19 protein-coding genes are annotated in these 18,825 nt (G+C 37.7%); 15 read left to right on the forward strand and 4 right to left on the reverse strand.

Annotated elements, in window-relative coordinates; all coding sequences use genetic code 11:
* Nucleotides 1-289 precede the first annotated feature (289 nt).
* The 11 genes from RAC86_RS20380 to RAC86_RS20430 all read left to right on the forward strand — a co-directional run bounded on the left by RAC86_RS20380 (nt 290) and on the right by RAC86_RS20430 (nt 7,445).
* Nucleotides 290-559, forward strand: a complete 270-nt coding sequence (locus RAC86_RS20380) for a PqqD family protein (protein WP_072565308.1) — start codon at nt 290-292, stop codon at nt 557-559.
* Nucleotides 556-978, forward strand: a complete 423-nt coding sequence (locus tag RAC86_RS20385) for a lasso peptide biosynthesis B2 protein (protein WP_044445624.1) — start codon at nt 556-558, stop codon at nt 976-978. Before RAC86_RS20380 ends, RAC86_RS20385 begins: the two co-directional genes overlap by 4 nt.
* A gap of 11 nt (nt 979-989) precedes the next feature.
* A complete protein-coding gene (locus RAC86_RS20390; protein WP_072565307.1) occupies nt 990-2,822 on the forward strand; it encodes an asparagine synthetase B family protein in 1,833 nt (610 codons plus the stop codon).
* The gene (locus tag RAC86_RS20395; RefSeq protein ID WP_072565306.1) at nt 2,803-3,270 is read left to right on the forward strand and encodes a hypothetical protein; all 468 of its coding nucleotides are present in this window, start codon (nt 2,803-2,805) and stop codon (nt 3,268-3,270) included. Before RAC86_RS20390 ends, RAC86_RS20395 begins: the two co-directional genes overlap by 20 nt.
* Nucleotides 3,271-3,289: 19 nt before the next feature.
* Entirely contained in the window at nt 3,290-3,730 is a 441-nt protein-coding gene (locus tag RAC86_RS20400) for a MauE/DoxX family redox-associated membrane protein (protein WP_072565305.1), read from the forward strand.
* Nucleotides 3,730-5,493, forward strand: a complete 1,764-nt coding sequence (locus RAC86_RS20405; RefSeq protein ID WP_072565304.1) for an ABC transporter ATP-binding protein — start codon at nt 3,730-3,732, stop codon at nt 5,491-5,493. The genes RAC86_RS20400 and RAC86_RS20405 overlap by 1 nt, the downstream gene beginning before the upstream one ends.
* A 17-nt stretch (nt 5,494-5,510) precedes the next feature.
* Complete coding sequence (locus RAC86_RS20410) at nt 5,511-5,789, forward strand: hypothetical protein (protein ID WP_072565303.1); 279 nt, start codon at nt 5,511-5,513, stop codon at nt 5,787-5,789.
* Entirely contained in the window at nt 5,786-6,439 is a 654-nt protein-coding gene (locus RAC86_RS20415) for a DsbA family protein (protein ID WP_072565302.1), read from the forward strand. Before RAC86_RS20410 ends, RAC86_RS20415 begins: the two co-directional genes overlap by 4 nt.
* A 60-nt stretch (nt 6,440-6,499) precedes the next feature.
* The gene (locus tag RAC86_RS20420) at nt 6,500-6,694 is read left to right on the forward strand and encodes a hypothetical protein (RefSeq protein ID WP_044445618.1); all 195 of its coding nucleotides are present in this window, start codon (nt 6,500-6,502) and stop codon (nt 6,692-6,694) included.
* 73 nt (nt 6,695-6,767) lie between these two features.
* Nucleotides 6,768-6,956 (forward strand): hypothetical protein, encoded by a 189-nt coding sequence (locus tag RAC86_RS20425; RefSeq protein ID WP_044445617.1) that lies wholly within the window; start codon nt 6,768-6,770, stop codon nt 6,954-6,956.
* A gap of 78 nt (nt 6,957-7,034) precedes the next feature.
* Nucleotides 7,035-7,445, forward strand: coding sequence for a vitamin K epoxide reductase family protein (locus RAC86_RS20430; RefSeq protein ID WP_052500088.1), 411 nt, complete (start codon nt 7,035-7,037; stop codon nt 7,443-7,445).
* Here RAC86_RS20430 and RAC86_RS20435 read toward each other — a convergent pair.
* A complete protein-coding gene (locus tag RAC86_RS20435) occupies nt 7,433-8,857 on the reverse strand; it encodes a sensor histidine kinase (protein WP_072565301.1) in 1,425 nt (474 codons plus the stop codon). The two genes, RAC86_RS20430 and RAC86_RS20435, sit on opposite strands and share 13 nt — an antisense overlap.
* Nucleotides 8,858-8,859: 2 nt before the next feature.
* Nucleotides 8,860-9,534, reverse strand: coding sequence for a response regulator transcription factor (locus RAC86_RS20440; protein WP_044445616.1), 675 nt, complete (start codon nt 9,532-9,534; stop codon nt 8,860-8,862).
* 164 nt (nt 9,535-9,698) lie between these two features.
* On the opposite strand from RAC86_RS20440, the gene RAC86_RS20445 reads away from it, so the two are divergent.
* Both RAC86_RS20445 and RAC86_RS20450 read left to right on the forward strand, forming a co-directional pair.
* Complete coding sequence (locus tag RAC86_RS20445; protein ID WP_072565300.1) at nt 9,699-10,448, forward strand: ABC transporter ATP-binding protein; 750 nt, start codon at nt 9,699-9,701, stop codon at nt 10,446-10,448.
* On the forward strand, nt 10,445-13,018 hold the full coding sequence (locus RAC86_RS20450; RefSeq protein ID WP_072565299.1) for an ABC transporter permease: 2,574 nt from the start codon (nt 10,445-10,447) through the stop codon (nt 13,016-13,018). Before RAC86_RS20445 ends, RAC86_RS20450 begins: the two co-directional genes overlap by 4 nt.
* An 86-nt stretch (nt 13,019-13,104) precedes the next feature.
* Here RAC86_RS20450 and RAC86_RS20455 read toward each other — a convergent pair whose 3' ends face one another.
* Both RAC86_RS20455 and sacB read right to left on the reverse strand, forming a co-directional pair.
* Nucleotides 13,105-14,655, reverse strand: a complete 1,551-nt coding sequence (locus tag RAC86_RS20455; RefSeq protein ID WP_072565298.1) for a glycoside hydrolase family 32 protein — start codon at nt 14,653-14,655, stop codon at nt 13,105-13,107.
* Between the two features lie 76 nt (nt 14,656-14,731).
* Nucleotides 14,732-16,153 carry a levansucrase gene (sacB, locus tag RAC86_RS20460; protein WP_072182625.1) on the reverse strand — a complete coding sequence of 474 codons (1,422 nt, stop codon included), beginning with the start codon at nt 16,151-16,153 and terminating at the stop codon, nt 14,732-14,734.
* Nucleotides 16,154-16,749: 596 nt separating this feature from the next.
* Here sacB and RAC86_RS20465 point away from each other — a divergent pair.
* Both RAC86_RS20465 and RAC86_RS20470 read left to right on the forward strand, forming a co-directional pair.
* Nucleotides 16,750-17,307: a C1q-like domain-containing protein gene (locus RAC86_RS20465; RefSeq protein WP_041521077.1), complete on the forward strand. Its 558-nt coding sequence runs from the start codon at nt 16,750-16,752 to the stop codon at nt 17,305-17,307.
* Between the two features lie 147 nt (nt 17,308-17,454).
* The gene (locus RAC86_RS20470; RefSeq protein ID WP_072565297.1) at nt 17,455-18,810 is read left to right on the forward strand and encodes a serine hydrolase; all 1,356 of its coding nucleotides are present in this window, start codon (nt 17,455-17,457) and stop codon (nt 18,808-18,810) included.
* The last annotated feature ends 15 nt before the right edge of the window (nt 18,811-18,825 follow it).

Raw genomic sequence — 18,825 nt, forward strand, 5'->3', positions numbered from 1 at the left:
CGTAGGCTCGGAGATGGGTATAAATGACAGGATATCATGTTTGTTTTGTGTTTACAATACGATTTTTTCTTAAAATAAAACAATTCCTCTTGAGAGGGAAGACGCCTCATATTTTATAGCATATTCATACTAGTTTAATGGGGGCGGAGTTCATTTTTTGTCGATAGAACCATTCATCCCGTGAAAAAATTGTTTTATCCTGCTTTTTTATCCTGTTAATTGTTTTTTATTGGATGTAAATCGCTAAAAGCTTATATTTATGTCAAATCAAACAAAGGTGGTTTTAAACGTGAATATAAAACAACCTAACATTATAAGAAATGTAAAACTAACTGAGTCAGATGATGAAGGAGTTTTACTAGATATTGAAAACGGGACCTATTACGGACTTGATGAAGTAGGATTAGATATATGGAAATTGATTGAGCAGAAGAAAGGATTTGATGACATATTGAAAATCATCAGTGAAACGTATAATACTTCACATTACGAGATGATTAGGGATATAGAGATTTTTTTGAAAGAATTAAAAAATAAAGGATTAATTTCGTGGTCATGAGATTAATGAAGATATTCTATTACGTTAAAGCCTTTTTAATAGTTAGACAGATTGACAAGAGCTTAAAAAAAGAAGGGTTCAAACAGGTTTATCACACTTATTTGTCTCCTCCTGCCCCTTTGGATCCTTTAAGGGACATCACAGAAAAAGAATTAAAGTTTATAGAAATGGTACTAGGAGTGGTTGAGAAAGTTTGTTTTCTTTTTTTTGGGAAGGCGAGATGTCTTCATCGGTCAGTTGCGAGTTATCATATTTTTCATAAAAAGGGTATACCAATTGACTTGGTGATCGGCGTAAAAAAGAAACCTTTTACATCACATGCTTGGCTTGAATTTAATGGACAAGTCATTAATGATTCAGAAGATTTCGTTAATGATTTGATACATCAATTTCATACGAAAGAATATAGAAAAATGTGAGGCGGTAGACGATGAGTGGTATTTGCGGTTTATATCATTTGGATAAAAGCCCTGCTGACATAGATTGTTTGAATGAAATGATACGTTCCATTTCATTAATAGGAAATGATCACCAAAATGCATGGGTTGATAAAAATGTGGCACTAGGTAAAACGAGTTTATTTGTTAATCCGGAATCAGTGTATGAAAAAAAGATTATAAAGTCAAAATTTAAAAATTATTATATTACTGCAGATTGCCGCATAGATAATCGAAAGGAACTCTACCGAGATCTACATATAAAAAAAGAGTTTCACCGCACATCGGATACAGAATTAATATTAGGGGCATACGAGAAATGGAAAGAGGATGCTGTAACAAAACTGGAAGGCGATTTTGCCTTTTGTATTTGGGATGCAGAAGAAAAACAGTTATTCTGCGCGAGGGATCCTTTAGGGATTCGGCCATTTTTTTATAAGGTGACAGCCAGTTCATTTCTCTTTTCCTCCATGATTCGGGCTATTCACAAGACCTATCAAGTCAGTGATTGGAATAAAGATTATTTAGCAGACTTCTTATATAGAAAAGGGATACAGTCGGAAGAAGACACACCGTATCTTGGCGTTAAGAGATTGCCAAAGGGGAGTTTCCTTACTCTTAAGAATGGAACACTTCGTATTACGCCTTATTGGAAGCTAGACCCTAAAAAGAAAACAATATATAAAAACCCTCATCATTACATTGAACAATTTCAAGACATTTTTTTTCACTCAGTAAAAGCCCGAATGCGATCAATGACAAATACAGGTGTCTTCATGAGCGGAGGCTTGGACTCAACTTCTATTTATGCAGCAGCTAAACAATATGATGTCGAGCATGTTTATCCGATATCTTGTGTTTTTGATAAATATAAGGATTCTGATGAAAGGTTTTATATCAGCTATGTTCTCGACAAATACAAAGAGAAAAACTATAAATTTGTAAAAAGTGATGATCTTTGGATTCTGAAGAATTTTCCTCATTATTCTATTTCAACTGATGAGCCCAGTAAAAATCAACTTTCATATGGAATGCTGGCCGAAACATACCGCATGGTCTTACAAAGCAATACTAAAGTTGTCTTAAACGGCTATGCCGGGGATCAGGTTTTTGGTTTTAGCCCTTATTATATTTCTAAATTCATTCGAAATTTTCAATTTTTGAAGCTTTGTAAAGAAACTTCTAAATTAGCGGCCTCATATAATTATACCTTTTCCGGCGCGCTAAAGGAATTTGGGTTCTCCGCACTTAAAGGGAAACATGAGGATCAAACTGTCCTTCTAGATAAGTATTATGATGAAGCAAAAGAAAGACATGAAATGGAAAATCGAATAAAAGATCCTGGGTTAAAAATGATGTACCAGTATATTGAAAGGTCTCAAGGCTTTGGTTTTGCTCAATTTTTTTCCGAATCATTAGGAATTGAAACCAGATATCCATTTTTAAATGTGAAGCTTATCGAATTTATCTTCAGTATTCCATTAGACCAGAAGATTAAAGATGCTCAAACAAAAGTCCTTCTGAGGCAATCAATGAAGGGATATCTTCCTGATGAAGTGCGGAACAGGCAGGGCAAGACGTCTAATGATGCCCTAATATTTGCAGGATTAAAAAATGAATGGCCTAGGTTGTTTCCTCAATTGAAACATTTAGTTTTAGAAGAGCTGGGTATCATAAAAGGCAGTAAATTCCGGGATAAAATTGTCGAATACAGGCACGGTGTTTTGAGTAAAGGGATGGATTATTTTGCTGCATTAGCTCTTGAATTGTGGCTGCAAAAGCATACGTATCAAAAGGAGGAACATAATGAGCCTTTTCCTGTATAGTATCCCTTTATTAGTTTTGGTAATTGGAGTGATAGTTACAGCCAAAAAAATACTTCATACGAAATGGATTTTAAGCCATTTGGTCACTGATACTAAAAAGCTGGATATACTTTTGAAAAATGAGCGTCATATGTTTATATTATTTTTTGATGAGATGACTTGTCGAAATGTCATTAGGAATATGAACATGCTACATAGTGCTTTAAAAGATACTAAAGTTCCTTTTGCCATTATTAATACGCTTGAGGAATACGACTATGAGACAGAAAGCTCTCCGGTGTTTCCGTATGTAGATCACTTTGAAATACAGTTTACCCCCACGCTGATATTCGTTAAAAATGGAACAAAACAATCTGTTCACTGTCAAGGGCCAGACCAGTTACAGTTAGAAAAAGTAAATAAGTTTTTGTCAGAAACCATTTCAAAAATGAACAGTCACGCTGTATAAGAATCTGGGAGGACTCATGATGTTACTGAATGAGATACTTATGAATGTTTTATATATAGGGGCAGGTTTTGTTTTTATCAAAAGCAGCATTGGAAAATTAAAAAATCCATATGCTTTTGGAAGGGTTATTGAAAGTTACCATCTGTTTTTCAAAGGAACGTTTACTCTTTTTCTGGCTGCTTTAATAGGTCCGGTTGAACTAGTGGTAGGAATGATGATTATTGCAGAACCATTTCGAGTAGTGGGATTACTCATTGGCATATTGCTGCAACTGATGTTTTTATTGCTGATGTCCTTAAAGCTTAATCAAACTCTGCCGTTCGGCTGTGGCTGTTTTGGATTGCATGCACCCGAAAAGATTTCAGCGAAAAAAGTAATGTTTAACCTGGGATATACAGTATTGTTAGCGGCTCTTATCTCTTTGAATGTTAATGAAGTGATAAGGGAGATGTTACAGTGATGACTACACAAATGAATGGCTCTTTCACTTGGAAACGAGTTTTTTCTCTAGCAGGAAAAAAGTGGGGGCTTCTCTCCTTTATCATTTTTACTATACTTGTCCAGTCTATACTAAGCCCAATTACGCCGATTATTGTTGCTGAAATCATTGATAAAGGCTTTTCAGGGACAAGCAAGTTTGGGTTAGAAAAGTTAATCATGATTCTTCTGGCAATTGGGATATGCCAAATTGTAATGCATATTGTTCAAGATATCCTCATCACAATTTTCACAAATCAGATTATTTTCAATGTAAGAGAGGGACTTTTCCGTAAACTTTATCAGCAATCTATACGATTTTTCACTGATACGAAAATAGGTGAAATCACCTCACGTTTAACGAACGAGGCTGAAAGTATAGCCAATACAGTCTTTAAACCTATTGTTTATACTTCACAAACAGCATTATCATTGGTGGTCACTTTCATTGCAATGGTAGCGATTAGCTGGAAGCTTTCGATAGTTATATTGCTTTTGATCCCTTTGTTTTTTCTTCCTATGCCTTTAATTGGGAGATTTGCTTATAAATATAGCAAAAAACTTATTACTAACATTTCCTTCATGAATTCTTTTCTTACAGAAAATATCAGCATTAATGGCGTAATTCTAAATAAGATATTTGGAAGACGCCGGCAAACTTTTGAAACATTTAAGAATGTAGTACTAGAAATCAATAAGCTAACACTAAAACAAAAATTATTAGGCTCTATTTTTGATAATCTGCTCGCTTTAGCAGCTATTATTGCTCCTTTGTTTGTCTACTGGTTTGGAAGACCTGGTGGTCCTTTTGAAATTAGCGCCGGTATGGCAGTTGCATTATCAGGGTACATTGCTTCTCTATTTAATCCCATTCAGGAAGTGGGACGTATCGGCATCATGCTTCAAAGCGCAAAAATTACGTTCGAACGATTTTTTGAATATCTTGATATGAAGCCAGAACTAGAGGAACCAAAAGATCCAATTATTATTCACGATATAAAAGGGAATATCGAATTGCGCGATGTCACGTTTAGTTACAAAAAAGAAGAACAAACACTTAAAAATTTATCGATCCGTATACCGGCAGGTTCGAAAGTTTCAATAGTAGGATTTAGCGGTTCTGGAAAAACAACAATTGCCTATTTATTGACGAGATTATATAAACCGGATAAAGGTGGGGTTTATATAGATGGTCATGATCTAGAGAGAATAAGTTCTGATTATATATCAAAGTATATAGGAATGATTTCTCAAGAAGTGTATTTGCTGCATACTTCTATTAAAGAAAATATCATGTTAGGAAATCCAAATGCTTCAATTGAAGAGGTCCATGAAGCGGCGAAACAAGCGTATATACATGAGAAAATTATAGGTTTACCCGATGGTTATGACACGATAGTCGGAGAACGGGGATATAAGCTTTCAGGTGGAGAAAAACAGCGAATTGCGATTGCCAGAGCCATCTTGCAAAACCCTAGTATTCTTATTCTTGATGAAGCCACATCTTCACTTGATTCAAAGTCCCAGTATATTGTGCAAAATGCCTTGAATGAGTTAACAAAAGGCAGAACAGTTATAACGATTGCTCATCGAATGTCTGTCACCCAATCCAGTGATAGGATCTATGTATTAGATAAAGGAGAAATTGTACAAGCCGGAACCCACGAACGGCTCCTGGAGGAAGAAGGGCTCTACCGGGAACTATACCATACGCAAAATAATACTGAACTGGCTGAAGTAAACTAAATAATAAGGAGATAAAAATGCGTAAACTACTCATATCTGTATGTCTTTTATTTTTAGTAGGCAGTCTTATTTCCGGGTTTATGTTTTATCAAAAGAAACAAGAAACGATTAAAGCAACAGATAGCTTAATAGAAGATGATCAAAAATCCGGGACAGAGGTTGATCAGCTGATGAACCAATTACAAAATGAACAGAATCAAGACGCATACTTATTATCCTCAGTAGGGCTACTCATATTGAGCGGTATTACAGGAGGGGTTTTATGGATATCGAGAAGGAGGAATGAGCCAAATTGAAACGATTCATCATTCCTTTCAGTATTTTATTTATAGCAGGTATCTTTATCAATCAGTTGTTTTTCACTGGAAATGTCACTTCCAATAGTCAGGAAATTAATGCAAATGATTTTGAAGTGAATACAGGATCATCAGAAGGCGACTCAAAAGCTAAGATAAATGTGATTGTATTTTCAGATTATGGATGTCAAGCTTGCAAGATTCTAAATGACGATTTGGTAAACATGAAGTTTAAAGAAAATTATATTGATAAACAGCTTGTAAGGTATATTTTTAAACATGTACCAATGGAAGAACATAAAAACGCATACGAATCATCTGCAGCCGCCATTGCAGCAGAAAATCAAGACCGGTTTTGGGATATGAGCAGATTATTATTCGATAATGCGTCTAAATTGGGTAAAACAGATGATCCATCTGATTTATATAAGATGTTAGCTGATCAAATTGGGTTAGATAAAGACGAGTTCAACGATGATTTAGATCATGAGGAAACGAAAGAAGAAATAAGAAAAACAAAAGCAGAATTTAAAAAGTTAGGTTTTCAGGGGACTCCAATTTTAATAATAGGGACAAAAATCATTTATGGAGCTCCATCTGCTAAAGAGTTTAAAGAGACATTAGATTCAGAATTGAAGAAAGTAAATTAGTGTCCAATGCTGTATTCAGCATTAAATATATTAAATTTTATTTATGGGGGAGATATGAAAATGAAAACGTATAGTCAACCTTCTTTAATTGAATTTGGTACAGCAGAAGAGCTTATTCAAGGATGCGGCGGCTGGGGTGTTGAAAACTGGTCAATGGATGATTCTGATTCAAAATATGTATGGATGACTACTGGCGGCCGAAAGCTGTGTATCTGCACTAGCTTATCTGGAACAAAATGTACACCAGTATTGTAATGTAAACAAAATGTAGTACAATTACTTCCTTGCAGCATTGGACAAAAAATATTGGAAAAGGACGTGTACGTTAATGAAAGCATACTCACAACCTTCTTTAATCGAATTCGGTGCAGCAGAAGAGCTTATTCAAGGATGCGGCGGCTGGGGTACAGAAAACTGGACGCTTGATGATTCTGATAGAAAGTATGTCTTGGTGACAACGTCAACACGCACAAGTTGTATTTGTACAACAATTAAAGGTGACAGATGTACGCCGTAAGTATAATAAAAAGATAAAGAGCGGTGTGTTAAAATCACCGCTCTTTCTTTATTCTATAACAGAAAGGAAGCAGCAACTATGAAAAAAACGTTATTGCTCATTGGAATTGTACTGTCTACTTATCTCTTGATAAGTAAGTGGAGTACAGGATCAGTTTACTTTTGTCCGACAAATGGGTGTGATGCTGTGAACAATAGTAAATATTCTATGATTGGGAATGTGCCGGTATCATTAATTGGTATAGTAGGATATGTGATGCTTTTTAATATCGAGATGTTAAATATGAATAAAAGGCTAAAACATAAATTGCTGCTTTTTCTGACAGCTATCGGCTGGCTGTTTTCTATCTACTTAATGTATGTATCCTTATTTTATATTCAAGCTCTATGCTTTTATTGTATGCTTTCGTTTACAGTTATTTCTTTGTTATTCTTTCTTTATATTAAGCAGCAGTCAAAAGAACATTTGAAAATGAATCATGATTTATGAGGTAAAGGCAAATACAGTTTGAAAACGGCCCCTTGCTTATGGTGGTTTTCTGCCGTGATTTTACCTCCATGCACTTCTAAAATTTCTTTACTTATTGCTAAGCCCAATCCGGCTCCTCCTGTTTTTCGATTGCGAGAACTTTCTCCTCTGTAGAGCGGCGTAAAAATTTGGTCTAACTCAGACTCATGCAGCCCTTTTCCTTTATCCCGAATGGCAATGACAGCATATTTTTTCTCTTCAAACAGCGAAACATAAATGTCACTGTTTTCAAAAGAAAATCTTATCGCATTGTCTACTATGTTGTAAAAAGCTCTGGAAAAAAGTCCGGGATCTGCATAAACAAATGTATTAGCTTCAGGAATTGATTTTATGAGACGAATTCCCTTTTTCTCTAATATTGCAGAGTAACCGTTCAGGTAATCGTCAAGTAAACGGTTTAGATTTACATACTCTACATTTGGTTTTTCTTTATAAAATTCTAGCTTCGTATACGAGAATAGGTCTGACACTAAATGATTCAACATATCCGCTTTATTTCTGCATGTCAGAATGTATTTCTTTGCTTTTTCAGGGTTTTGGTGTATTTGCTTTTCTATTATTTCTAGATATCCCCGAATTGTAAATATTGGGGTTCGTAAATCATGAACGATAGAAGCTATAAACAATTTTCTTTCGTTTTCAAGAGATTGTTGTTTGTCTAATGATGTCTTTAGCTGCAGCTGCATGGACTTAAACCCGTTTGATACTTCATGAATTTCTGTCACACGTGAAGAAGGAAGAGAAAAATTGAAATCCTGCTTTGAAATGAGCTGAGATGTTTTCTCCAGTGCTATCAATGGAATTAACACATGTTTATTCATAAACCATGCAGCTGTCACAAAAAGCAACAGGAGAACAAATAATGCGATGAATACCCCTCCATACTGTTCTAGAAAACTGTTTTCATGGCCATCGAAAGCTTGCAGGGCAGGCCTTTTATCTTGAACATATAAAATGCCTGCGAGTTTTTTTTTCTTATATACATAATATTCTTCAAGAAGATAGTTTGTACTTCCAACTGAGTAATCTGCTGTTTGCCCTATTTTTGTAATCTGATGACTATGTGGTTCTTCTACTGTTGAAAATAAGACTTTTTGATCTTTGTTCAGCAAACGTATCCCTATATGAAGCTCATCAGTTTTAGAACGTATTTGTTTTTGCCACTCTTTTTTGTTCCAATTTTCCGGCTCACTTAGAATGTTTTGTTGCAGCCAAGGCATTATATCCTCAACTTCAATAGAATTTGTTTTTGATTCATTATAAAAATGGACGGCCATTTTTGTAGTAAGGATGGGGAGCAAAATAAATGCAATAATGAAGAGAAACAGCCATTTTTTTATTGTCATTCTTCTTTTTTTATGCCCCTTTAACATGTTTAGACTCCCTCCGCAAATTTGTATCCGACACCCCAGACAGTTAGGATCCAGCGTGGTTGAGAGGGGGTTTCTTCAATTTTTTCTCTGATTCTCGCGATAAATACCCTTACTGTATGCGGATCACTATAATGCTCTCCCCATATAAGTTGGATAATTTGATCGTGCGTAAATACTTGATGGGGATGTCTGCTAAGCAGAGATAATAAGTCAAATTCCTTTGAGGTGAGGGAGACTTTTCTTCCGTGTTTATGTACTTCACGGGATAAGTAATCAATTGTAAGGCCGTTGAATGAGTGTCCGGGTTTTTGCTGCCCGGAACGCCGTCTCACTGCTTTGATTCTGGCTACAATCTCACCTGGTGTTGCCGTTTTTACAATATAATCATCACCGCCGACACTTAATCCTCTGATTTTATCGGTTGGATCCTCTTTGGCGCTTAAAAATAAGATAGGGACATCCTTTACTTCTCTTACTTTCTTGCATATTGTAAAGCCTGATTCCCCCGGCATCATTACATCCAGTAGGATACAGTCGACCTCTTGTTTGTTGACAATGGAGAGGGCTTGTTCTCCATTAAATGCTGTTAGGACATTGTAATTCTCGATCTCCAGAAAGTCTTTCATCAGTTCAATAATTTCCGCATCATCATCGACGACTAAAATAGTTTCTTTCATTATCGACATTCCTTTCTGTTTTGCTCCTGAATAACATTATGACGGTTTTTTTGTAATTGCGGAATATGCATAAATAAATCTTGATATTTTATTGATATTTTATTAACGCCCTATTGAGTTTAATTATTTAAAATGAATTTGAAATATAAAATGAGGTGAAAAACATGAGAACTTCAGTCCTTCAAACCAAAAAGTTATCAAAGTCATATGGAGAGGGTGTAAACCAATTTTTCGCACTGAAAAATATTGATTTGGATATAAAAAAAGGTGAATTTACAGCTATTATGGGTCCTAGTGGTTCTGGAAAGTCTACGTTATTAAATATGCTGTCAGGGCTAGATAAACCAACTTCAGGAGAAGTCACACTAGACGGTATTCATTTATCTCAGTGTAATGAGTCCCAAATTACACAACTCAGAAGAGATAATATCGGTTTTATTTTTCAGTTGTTTAATTTGATTCCTGTGCTTACAGCAGAGGAGAATGTGACGCTGCCTATACTCCTTGCTGGAAAGAAAGATAAGTCTGTAAATAAAAAGGCAAATGATTTGCTGCAATTATTAGGGATTGGAAGACTCGCTTCTTCTTATCCGTCTCAGATGTCAGGAGGACAGCAGCAGCGGGTTGCAATTGCAAGAGCGCTTATTATGGAACCTAGTATCGTATTAGCAGATGAACCAACCGGAAGTCTTGATACAAAAACTGGTAATGATATTTTAACAATTCTTCGACACTTTTGCGATACGAAAAACCAATCGCTTATCATGGTGACGCATGATGCAAATGTGGCTTCACATGCGCATCGGATTGTATTTATGAAGGATGGGGAATTAGCAGGAGATATTCAGCTGACTGCGACTCCTAAAGTGAATTTAAGCCATATCACTAAAAGATTAGAGGATGTATACGCATGAAATTAACTGTTCAATTAGCTTGGCGATTTTTAAAAGCAAGAAGAGCCAGGTCTTTATTTGCTGTGATCGGTATTAGTCTTGGAGTTATGCTGCTCATTATTTCGCAAATCATGATGGCAACTTTAGAACAATCAAATGAGGAATCAGTATTGAAAAAGTATGGAAATTTTGATTTGATTTCAGGTTATAACGGATCAACCAAAAAACTGAGTGCGAACGATCTGCAAACGATAAAAGGATTTCCAGATGTAAATCAAATAACACCGATGCTTTTTCCGTATGCAAGCGAGAATATGCCAGCTGCTGTTGCAGCCCAGCCTGTTTATATAGGCTTTAAACATAATCAATTGGCTATGGAGCACCCGCTGGTTTCCATTGATAAAGGGAAATTTCCGCAGTCTAAGGAAGTGGTGATCCCGGCTCGATATGCAAAATCTAAGCGATTGGATATTGATTCTGAAATTAGTTTACCTTTTCCTCCAGGGAAAGATGTAAAAGTACGTGTATCAGGTATTTTGCATGAAAGAGAACAATTAAATAATATCTTCATTTTTGATTATGATTGGATCGCAGCACAAACTCATAATCAAAATAAAGCAACGGCAGTCATGATGAAATTGGATCAATCAGCAGATAAACAAAAAGTGATAGAGGATTTAAAGGAGCATTTTGAAGGTATATCCATTGATAAACGTAAGGCGATGATGACAGAGAAAGAACAACTGGGTGGGTTAAAACCCATTGTCAATGGTTTATCAATTACAGTCTTGTTAGGTAGCCTTTTAATCGTAGTCAGTACATTGCAAATGTCGGTTCAAGAAAGACAAAAAGAATTAGCAACATTAAGACTATTAGGCGGAAAGCCTGCCCAATTGTTTTATATGGTCATTTGGGAGGCTTTGCTGATAGGTATTATGGCTGCATTATTGGGAACGGTTACAGGTACTGTACTATGTTACTCCTTGTCCAATATTGCTGAACAATTTATAGGCTATTCCATCCAATCAATATCAATCCCGGCAATAAGTATAATCATTTCGTTTTTTGGAAGCATTCTTTTGACTGTATTAGCAGCAACAATACCAGCTTTATCGACTAGCAGACTTTCTCCTATAGCTGCATACAGCCAAAAAATTAGTGAAAGTAAAGCAGATTCAAAAAGAACCATTATCGCTCTGACCATAATTTTGCTCTTGCTGGCAGTTATGACATTTGCAGTGCATAAAAGTGGAGGAAGTGGAAGCTTCAGTATTCTGTTGGGTATATCATTTGTACTCATCATGTTTGTGATGACTCCTGTAGTATTGAGGATCATTGTAACGGCACTTACTTTTCTCTTAAGGCCGTTTTATCAAATGGAAAGCATGATTGCCGGAAGAAATGCTCTGAAAAGGATGAGAAGAAGTCAACAAATTGCCAGAGTATTAACGTTAGCAGTTATTGTTGGATTAGTTGGGTTTATGATTTTGCAAGCTGTTGTCAGTCAAACAGAAAAAACAATATCAAAACAATATCCGCTTGATTTTGTAATACAGGCTACCGAAGCCTCATATGAACCAGGTTTCTCTTCTTCTATTATAAAACAACTTGATAATACGAACGGAGTTGAAGCAATTCCAGTCCAAACAAGCATATTAACACATACTATAAATTTAGATATAAAAAGAGTAGATTCAAACTGGAACGGGCAATTTATGACGATAAATGGAAAAAAAGAAATTTTAACGAGTGTGGGCGGATTGAATTTGGAAAAAGTACAAAACATCACCCCTTTTGACATTGTGAAAGGCCGGATTGATCATCTTAGAGATTATGAGGCAGTCATTACAAAACAATTCTCTGAGGAAATTGGGTTCCGAGTTGGAGATGTAGTCACATTGGAACCAGATGATTTAAGTGAAGTTTCTGGCAAGAAGCCATTTACTTTACGTATTGTCGGTGTGGTTGATGAAGTACCTATATTGCCGGATGAAGATTTGAGATTCTTTACTAATGAGAATACATTAAACGAGTTATTTCATCTTCAAAAAACAGAACAAATATTTTTTAATATTAAGGATCAAAGTGAAAAAGGTCATATAAAGGCGAGTATTGAGAAATTGCTGGAAAACCCACAATATCAAGATACCATTTTGTATGATAGAAAAGAAGAAATGGATAAATTTTATCAACAGTACAAACAGCGCATCGTATTATTGGGAAGCAGCGTGTTTATTATCACCTTAATTGCTCTTGTTGGCTTAATGAATAGTATGGCAAGCAATTTAAGGGAAAGTAAAAAAGAGTTTGCGATGATGAGAGCAATAGGAGGTAAGCCATGGCAAATTGTTCGACTCGCTTTATATGAAGGGATTGTTATTTCTGTAGCGGGAAGTATAATGGGGTTAATTTCAAGTATCGTATTGGGTTACAACTTATTATCAGCTTTAGATGTAAATAATCTTGAAATTCCGTATATGGTCATCCTTATCATATTATTAATAAGCCCATTACTCGGGATTTTATCTACTCTTCCTTCTGCCTTGTGGCTTTCAAAAAGTAATTTAATTAGAGCAGTCTTTGAAGATTAATTTTAAAAAAACATCTGATTTAGCTTCCTTTATTTGAATTAAAAGTTAGAAAATTAAACAGATGCAGCCCGCGCTGCATCTGTTTCTTATTCATGAACCGTATCCAAATGTTTCACCGTTATATTTTTGAATGAGGCTGTGCCGCCTTCAGAATAAAGAGTAATGCCTTTATCTTCAGGTTTTGGGAACACTTCATTTGAAAAAACGGTTTTCCCATCGTCGACAAATACTTCTATCGTTGTTTTATCCACGAGAATTTTCAAATGCACATTCTGTTTGCTTACATCGTATGGAGCCTGGCTTTCGACATAGGTCTTGCTTTTGTCAGGCTGATTTGTGGCCGCTCTGTTGACATATGCATAGCCGCCTTCGGCAAAAATGCCGACATCAATATGGCGTTTTTGATCTTCTGACTCTCTCAGTCTGACGCCAGCATTCTTCAGCTCTGACCAAGAAAGATCCATATCAAGCTGGTACGTATCACCTGTGATGGACAGTGTTTTTGATCCGTTCACATCTTGATCCTCTTCTTTGTCAGTTGAAACGGTCAGCTGATCCAAAGCTTTGGTCGGCTGTGAGATGAGGCTGTATGTGCCATCCTCCTCTTGCAGCCGGAGTTCGCGTATGACAGAATCTGTGCCGTTAAAGCCGTTCTTCAGTGTCGGTGTGTTGTTGGCGTAATCCCAATTGTTCATCCAGGCAAGCGCATACCGCTTTTCTAATGGATCTGTGCTTTTGCCGTCTTCGAACGTCACGCCGCCGTACCAGTCAAAGCCGTAGTCAAGCCATTGGGCTTCGGTCTGATCCGCTGTAAATTCTTTTCCGTCGAAGCCTCCGGTCCAGTAGGCGTACGTATTTGGTTTGCCCCATGGTTTGCCGTTCGCGCTCGCGCCGAGAACCCATTTATTCGTTCCGTCGCTTGCCCGCATCATGTAGAGGTCAGGACATTCGACCATTCCCGCCTGCTCTGGGAAGAATCCGCTTGTGTAATGCCAGTCCTTAAGATTATCGGATTCATAAAAGCCGATTTTTGATCCTTCAGCCATGACCATGACCCATTTGTTATCCTGGCCATCCCATATCACTTTCGGATCTCTAAAATCGTCTGTGCCCGGATTAGGCATAACGGGATTGCCACTGTAGAATTTGAATGATTTTCCTTTGTCTGTGCTGTACCACAAATATTGTTCCTGTTTTTTGTCTTTGGCTGAGGGCTGTGTCACAATCGCGACAAGCGCATTTTTCCCGAAGCCGGCTGTGTTCTCTTTATCCACCACGACGGAACCGGTCCAAATATCACCGTCCGGGTTTGTATATTTCGGAATCGCCACGCCTTCATCAGTCCAATGCACCAAATCCTCTGATACGGCATGGCGCCATTCTGTGCCGTTGCCTTTTGGGTAATCCCGGTTATATAGATAGAAATAATGATACTTGCCATCAAAATAGATCGGTTTTTGGGGATCATTTTTCCATTTATCCGGCGTCGTAAAATGATATGCCGCCCGGTAGTCCGGCTTCTGTGTTGATTTTGTTTTTTTGACAGGTTCTTCGTTTGACAATAAGTCGATAAACAGCAATATTCCTAAAAAGGTTAGGAATACGGTTAGCCATTTGCCTGCTTTTTTATAGTTCATATGGGATTCACCTTTATGATGTTGATAAGAAATAAAAGAAAATGCCAATAGGATATCGGCATTTTCTTTTGCGTTTTTATTTGTTAACTGTTAATTGTCCTTGTTCAAGGATGCTGTCTTTGACAACAGATGTTTTCTTGCCTTTGATGTTCAACAGGAAGCTTGGCGCAAACGTTGATTGTTTGTCTGCGTAGAATCCTCTGTTTGTCATGTAGCTTGTAATCACGACATTGTTTCCTTTCGCTTGAGGTACAGCGAAGTGTGAGTAAGTAAAGGTCACATCGTTAGGATCAAGGTCCATTTTTAACACAAGGCCTGTTTTGTTCAGCGGCTTGTATGGGCCAGTTAAAGAATTAGAAACATAACCAAGCATGTAAATGTCGTTAGATGTGATGCCGTCAATTGTCATTTTTGATCCGCGGGAGTCAGTGAACAGGTACCATTTTCCGTTCATTTTAAAGACGTTCGCGCGTTCAATTTCATCTGTGACTGTGTTAGATGCAATCAGCGGTTTCATGACTTTTTTCAGTGTGTAGTCATCGTTTAGCTCAATAATGCCGAGTGCGCCGTTTGCTAATTCAGCCGTGCGTTTTTTATCGCTTTGCAGAAGCTTTTTACTCTCTTGACGGAAGAATGATGTGCTTTTGCCATAGTATGCTTTGTTAAATAATGATTCTTCGCCTTGGTAGCCGTCTTCAGTTCCAGTGTTTGCTTCAAATACTAAGTATTTGTGGCCTTTATCTTCTACGTAGTGAGGATCTCTCAGCGTATGGTTATCGCCTGAGCTGTAGTTGCCTTCATCGATGAACTGCTGTACATTTTGATACGTTTTGCCGTCACCGTCAAAGATTGATTTATAATCCTCTACACCGTTGATGTTCAAAGAGCTGTCTGATGCTGATACGTTAACTTGTGCAGTTGTTAGTGTTTGTTTACCGTAATGTTTACCGGAGAAATCAGTGTAGAATAAACGGATTTTTCCGTCAGATGTAAATGTAGCTGAACCAGACCATTCTTGTGTTTGTTCTTTTAGGATAGAATCATTCGCATCGAATTTGTCGCTGTCTTTAAAGACGCGGCCAGCGTTTTTCCAGCTGTCAATAGAAGTTTCGCCGACTTTTTGATAGAACATGTAAATGGATGTGTCATCCGCATTTTTAGGGTCTCCGGCTAATGCAAAAACGATGTGGTAGCCGTGATAGTTTGCGACTGTGCCGTCAGCGTTTTGCAATGGCCAGCTGTCCCAAACGTCCAGACCTTTTGCAGAAGAGATATTTTTAATTGTTGATGGATCGAATTCAGGCACCTGATATTTTTCATTTTTTTGCTGTTCAGGGATTTGCAGCATATCATGGCGGGTAATATGGGTAATGCCGTACGTTTCCTTATACGGTTTTTGATTTGTTTCTTTCGCAAACGCTTGAGTCGCGCCTCCTGCCAGCAGTGCAGTAGTAAAGGTTAATACTGTTGCTTGTTTTGCAAACTTTTTGATGTTCATCGTTCATGTCTCCTTTTTTATGTACTGTGTTAGCGGTCTGCTTCGTCCAGCCCTCCTGTTTGAAGATGGCAAGTCAGTTACGCACAATAAAAAAAGACCTAAAATATGTAAGGGGTGACGCCAAAGAATACACTTTGCCCTTTACACATTTTAGGTCTTGCCTGCTTTATCAGTAACAAACCTGCGTGATTTACTTTTCGACATCATTCTATTAGACTCTCGTTTGGATTGCAACTGGTCTATTTTCCTCTTTTGTTTGATAGAAAATCATAAAAGAATGTAAAGGTTACGGGTCTAAAGAACTAACTTGTTTATCTATTTCTTTTCATTCTCTGTATTTTTTATAACGCCTGATGTATGGGCATAAAGTTACCTTTTGAGTAATGGTTCAGAAAATGATCATCCTTGGTGAACCATGCCTTGAAATTAATCTTGGATCATAAGCAGTAATTCGTTTTGGGAACTTACTGCTGTCATTTCTATTTTTGAGCACAGTCGGGCAGATACCGTTTCAATGTCAGTAACGACCAATATAATAATGTATTGCTAGCCAACAAATGATAGAAGCGAAAGAATTTTTTTAGGAGGAAAAAGTCATGCCGCCACGGCCATCAAAATGGATTAAGAGGAACGATCGACCGGAACCTCTTTTATCACCAAGTGTCATGCAAGGCAGAAATGGAAACACCCCAACATCTCAACAAAACCAGCCCTTCGCACCAATTACTAACCAGCCTATTTCTGCTTTCAGAGCCACGAGCAATATGAATTTGTCAGTGGCTGCAAATGCAGCAAGCGGAGTCTTATTTCAAAATGAGCAATTTGATTTGGCGAATGAATATAACCCCGACACATCTACATTTTCACCGAGAACAGCAGGCGTATATTCTCTTAACGCATCAGTTGAGTTTCAAGCGAATGCGAATGTTGACTTCAACTTAGAAGTCGTATTTCTCGTGAATCAAGATGTGGTAGGCGGAAATAACGAAACTCAAGCAGGGAATCTCCCGGCAGTCGTAGCCATTACGGAAATACTTCAGTTAAACGCTGGAGATACGGTGACAGTTGCCATGAGAAGTACTGCCGCCGGAACAATTCAAGCGACTACGAGAACTCGTTTTGCAGCCGCTAGAGTTCCTTCTCTGACTTCGTAAAAAAGGGATATTTGATTCAGGCAGATCAAAGCCGCTCTATATTAAAGTTGATTTTTCCTGTTTTGGATTGATCAGCTTTTTTATTATTTTCAAAATAATTGAAACATTAATAGTTTAGTAACGTACAGAGAAAAGGGAGGTGGAGGAATGAAGCAGTATAAAAGGAAGCATCTTAAGACGTTATTTGAGACATTAGGCGAAGAATATCAATTCAACGGGACGATTCTGGCTGCGGAAGATGGCGATATCTTATATCATCACTCTTTCGGTTATGCAGAATTGACGGAAAAGCGCCCCTTGCAAACCAACTCTTTGTTTGAGTTAGCGTCTTTGTCAAAGCCTTTTACAGCTTTGGGAATCATATTGCTGGAGGAGAAAGGAATTCTTGGATATGAAGACAAAGTGGAGCGGTGGCTGCCGGGTTTTCCGTATCAGGGTATAACGATTCGGCATTTATTGAACCATACGTCAGGGCTTCCTGAATATATGGGATGGTTTTATAGCAATTGGGATCAACACAAGATTGCGCTGAATCAGGATATTGTCGATATGCTGATGAATGAGGGGCTTCCTAATTATTTTGAGCCGAATGAAGGCTGGCTGTACAGCAATACGGGGTATGTGCTGCTGGCGGTTATTATTGAAAAAGCATCTGGCATGAGCTATGCGGATTTTATGAATACAAGTATTTTTTCACCGGTCGGCATGAATAAAACGAGAGTGTATAACAGGAGGCTTCGGCCTGAGCGGATTGATCATTATGCATATGGATATGTGTATGATGTACATTCCGAAACGTACGTCCTTCCTGATGATCTGGAGGAAACAAGCTATGTCGTTTACCTCGATGGCATACAAGGAGACGGAACGGTGAACTCTGTCACAAGCGATTTGTTTCGATTTGATCAGGCTTTATATCAGGACGATTTCATCAGTAATGCTTCTAAGGAAGCCGCGTTTTCACCGGTACGCCTGAATAATGGGGGAACGTTTGATTACGGCTTTGGCTGGGTGCTGCAAAACAGTCCTGAAAAAGGGCAGATTGTCAGCCATAGCGGAGGGTGGCCCGGCTATTCGACGACGATGATCCGATATATCGATCATCGTAAAACGCTGATCTATTTGAGTAATAAGGAAGAGGATGCTGAATATGAACAAGCGATTCTGAAGGCTGTGGAAAATATTCTATTTGGCCAGCCATATGAGATTCCAAAACGTCCGGCTGATAAGAAGAAAAAAGCAATTGATACGGCGATATACAGCCGCTATGTTGGCAGCTACTCGTTTCAGGATGGGACGGCTGCACGGGTGACAGCCGAGAATGAACGTCTTTATTTGGAGATCACTGGGCAGCTGAGACTGGAATTGTTTCCTTCCTCGGAAACCCGTTTCTTTCTGCGATCATTGTCTGTTGAATTAGAATTTATGTTAGGTGATGATGTTGTGAAAAGCTTTATCATTTATGAGGATGGAACAGAAGAAGAAGCGGTCCGTACGAATTAGAAAGGGATGAGCGTA

The organism is Bacillus sp. LR_5 (genome assembly GCF_042709275.1).

Coding starts and splice junctions, on each gene's coding strand:
- RAC86_RS20450 (WP_072565299.1), top strand. CDS start 10,445: ATGAAATTAACTGTTCAATTAGCTTGGCGATTTTTAAAAGCAAGAAGA.
- RAC86_RS20400 (WP_072565305.1), top strand. CDS start 3,290: ATGTTACTGAATGAGATACTTATGAATGTTTTATATATAGGGGCAGGT.
- RAC86_RS20385 (WP_044445624.1), top strand. CDS start 556: ATGAGATTAATGAAGATATTCTATTACGTTAAAGCCTTTTTAATAGTT.
- RAC86_RS20410 (WP_072565303.1), top strand. CDS start 5,511: ATGCGTAAACTACTCATATCTGTATGTCTTTTATTTTTAGTAGGCAGT.
- RAC86_RS20470 (WP_072565297.1), top strand. CDS start 17,455: ATGAAGCAGTATAAAAGGAAGCATCTTAAGACGTTATTTGAGACATTA.
- RAC86_RS20395 (WP_072565306.1), top strand. CDS start 2,803: ATGAGCCTTTTCCTGTATAGTATCCCTTTATTAGTTTTGGTAATTGGA.
- RAC86_RS20430 (WP_052500088.1), top strand. CDS start 7,035: ATGAAAAAAACGTTATTGCTCATTGGAATTGTACTGTCTACTTATCTC.
- RAC86_RS20445 (WP_072565300.1), top strand. CDS start 9,699: ATGAGAACTTCAGTCCTTCAAACCAAAAAGTTATCAAAGTCATATGGA.
- RAC86_RS20390 (WP_072565307.1), top strand. CDS start 990: ATGAGTGGTATTTGCGGTTTATATCATTTGGATAAAAGCCCTGCTGAC.
- RAC86_RS20420 (WP_044445618.1), top strand. CDS start 6,500: ATGAAAACGTATAGTCAACCTTCTTTAATTGAATTTGGTACAGCAGAA.
- RAC86_RS20465 (WP_041521077.1), top strand. CDS start 16,750: ATGCCGCCACGGCCATCAAAATGGATTAAGAGGAACGATCGACCGGAA.
- sacB (WP_072182625.1), bottom strand. CDS start 16,153: ATGAACATCAAAAAGTTTGCAAAACAAGCAACAGTATTAACCTTTACT.
- RAC86_RS20405 (WP_072565304.1), top strand. CDS start 3,730: ATGACTACACAAATGAATGGCTCTTTCACTTGGAAACGAGTTTTTTCT.
- RAC86_RS20425 (WP_044445617.1), top strand. CDS start 6,768: ATGAAAGCATACTCACAACCTTCTTTAATCGAATTCGGTGCAGCAGAA.
- RAC86_RS20435 (WP_072565301.1), bottom strand. CDS start 8,857: ATGTTAAAGGGGCATAAAAAAAGAAGAATGACAATAAAAAAATGGCTG.
- RAC86_RS20440 (WP_044445616.1), bottom strand. CDS start 9,534: ATGAAAGAAACTATTTTAGTCGTCGATGATGATGCGGAAATTATTGAA.
- RAC86_RS20455 (WP_072565298.1), bottom strand. CDS start 14,655: ATGAACTATAAAAAAGCAGGCAAATGGCTAACCGTATTCCTAACCTTT.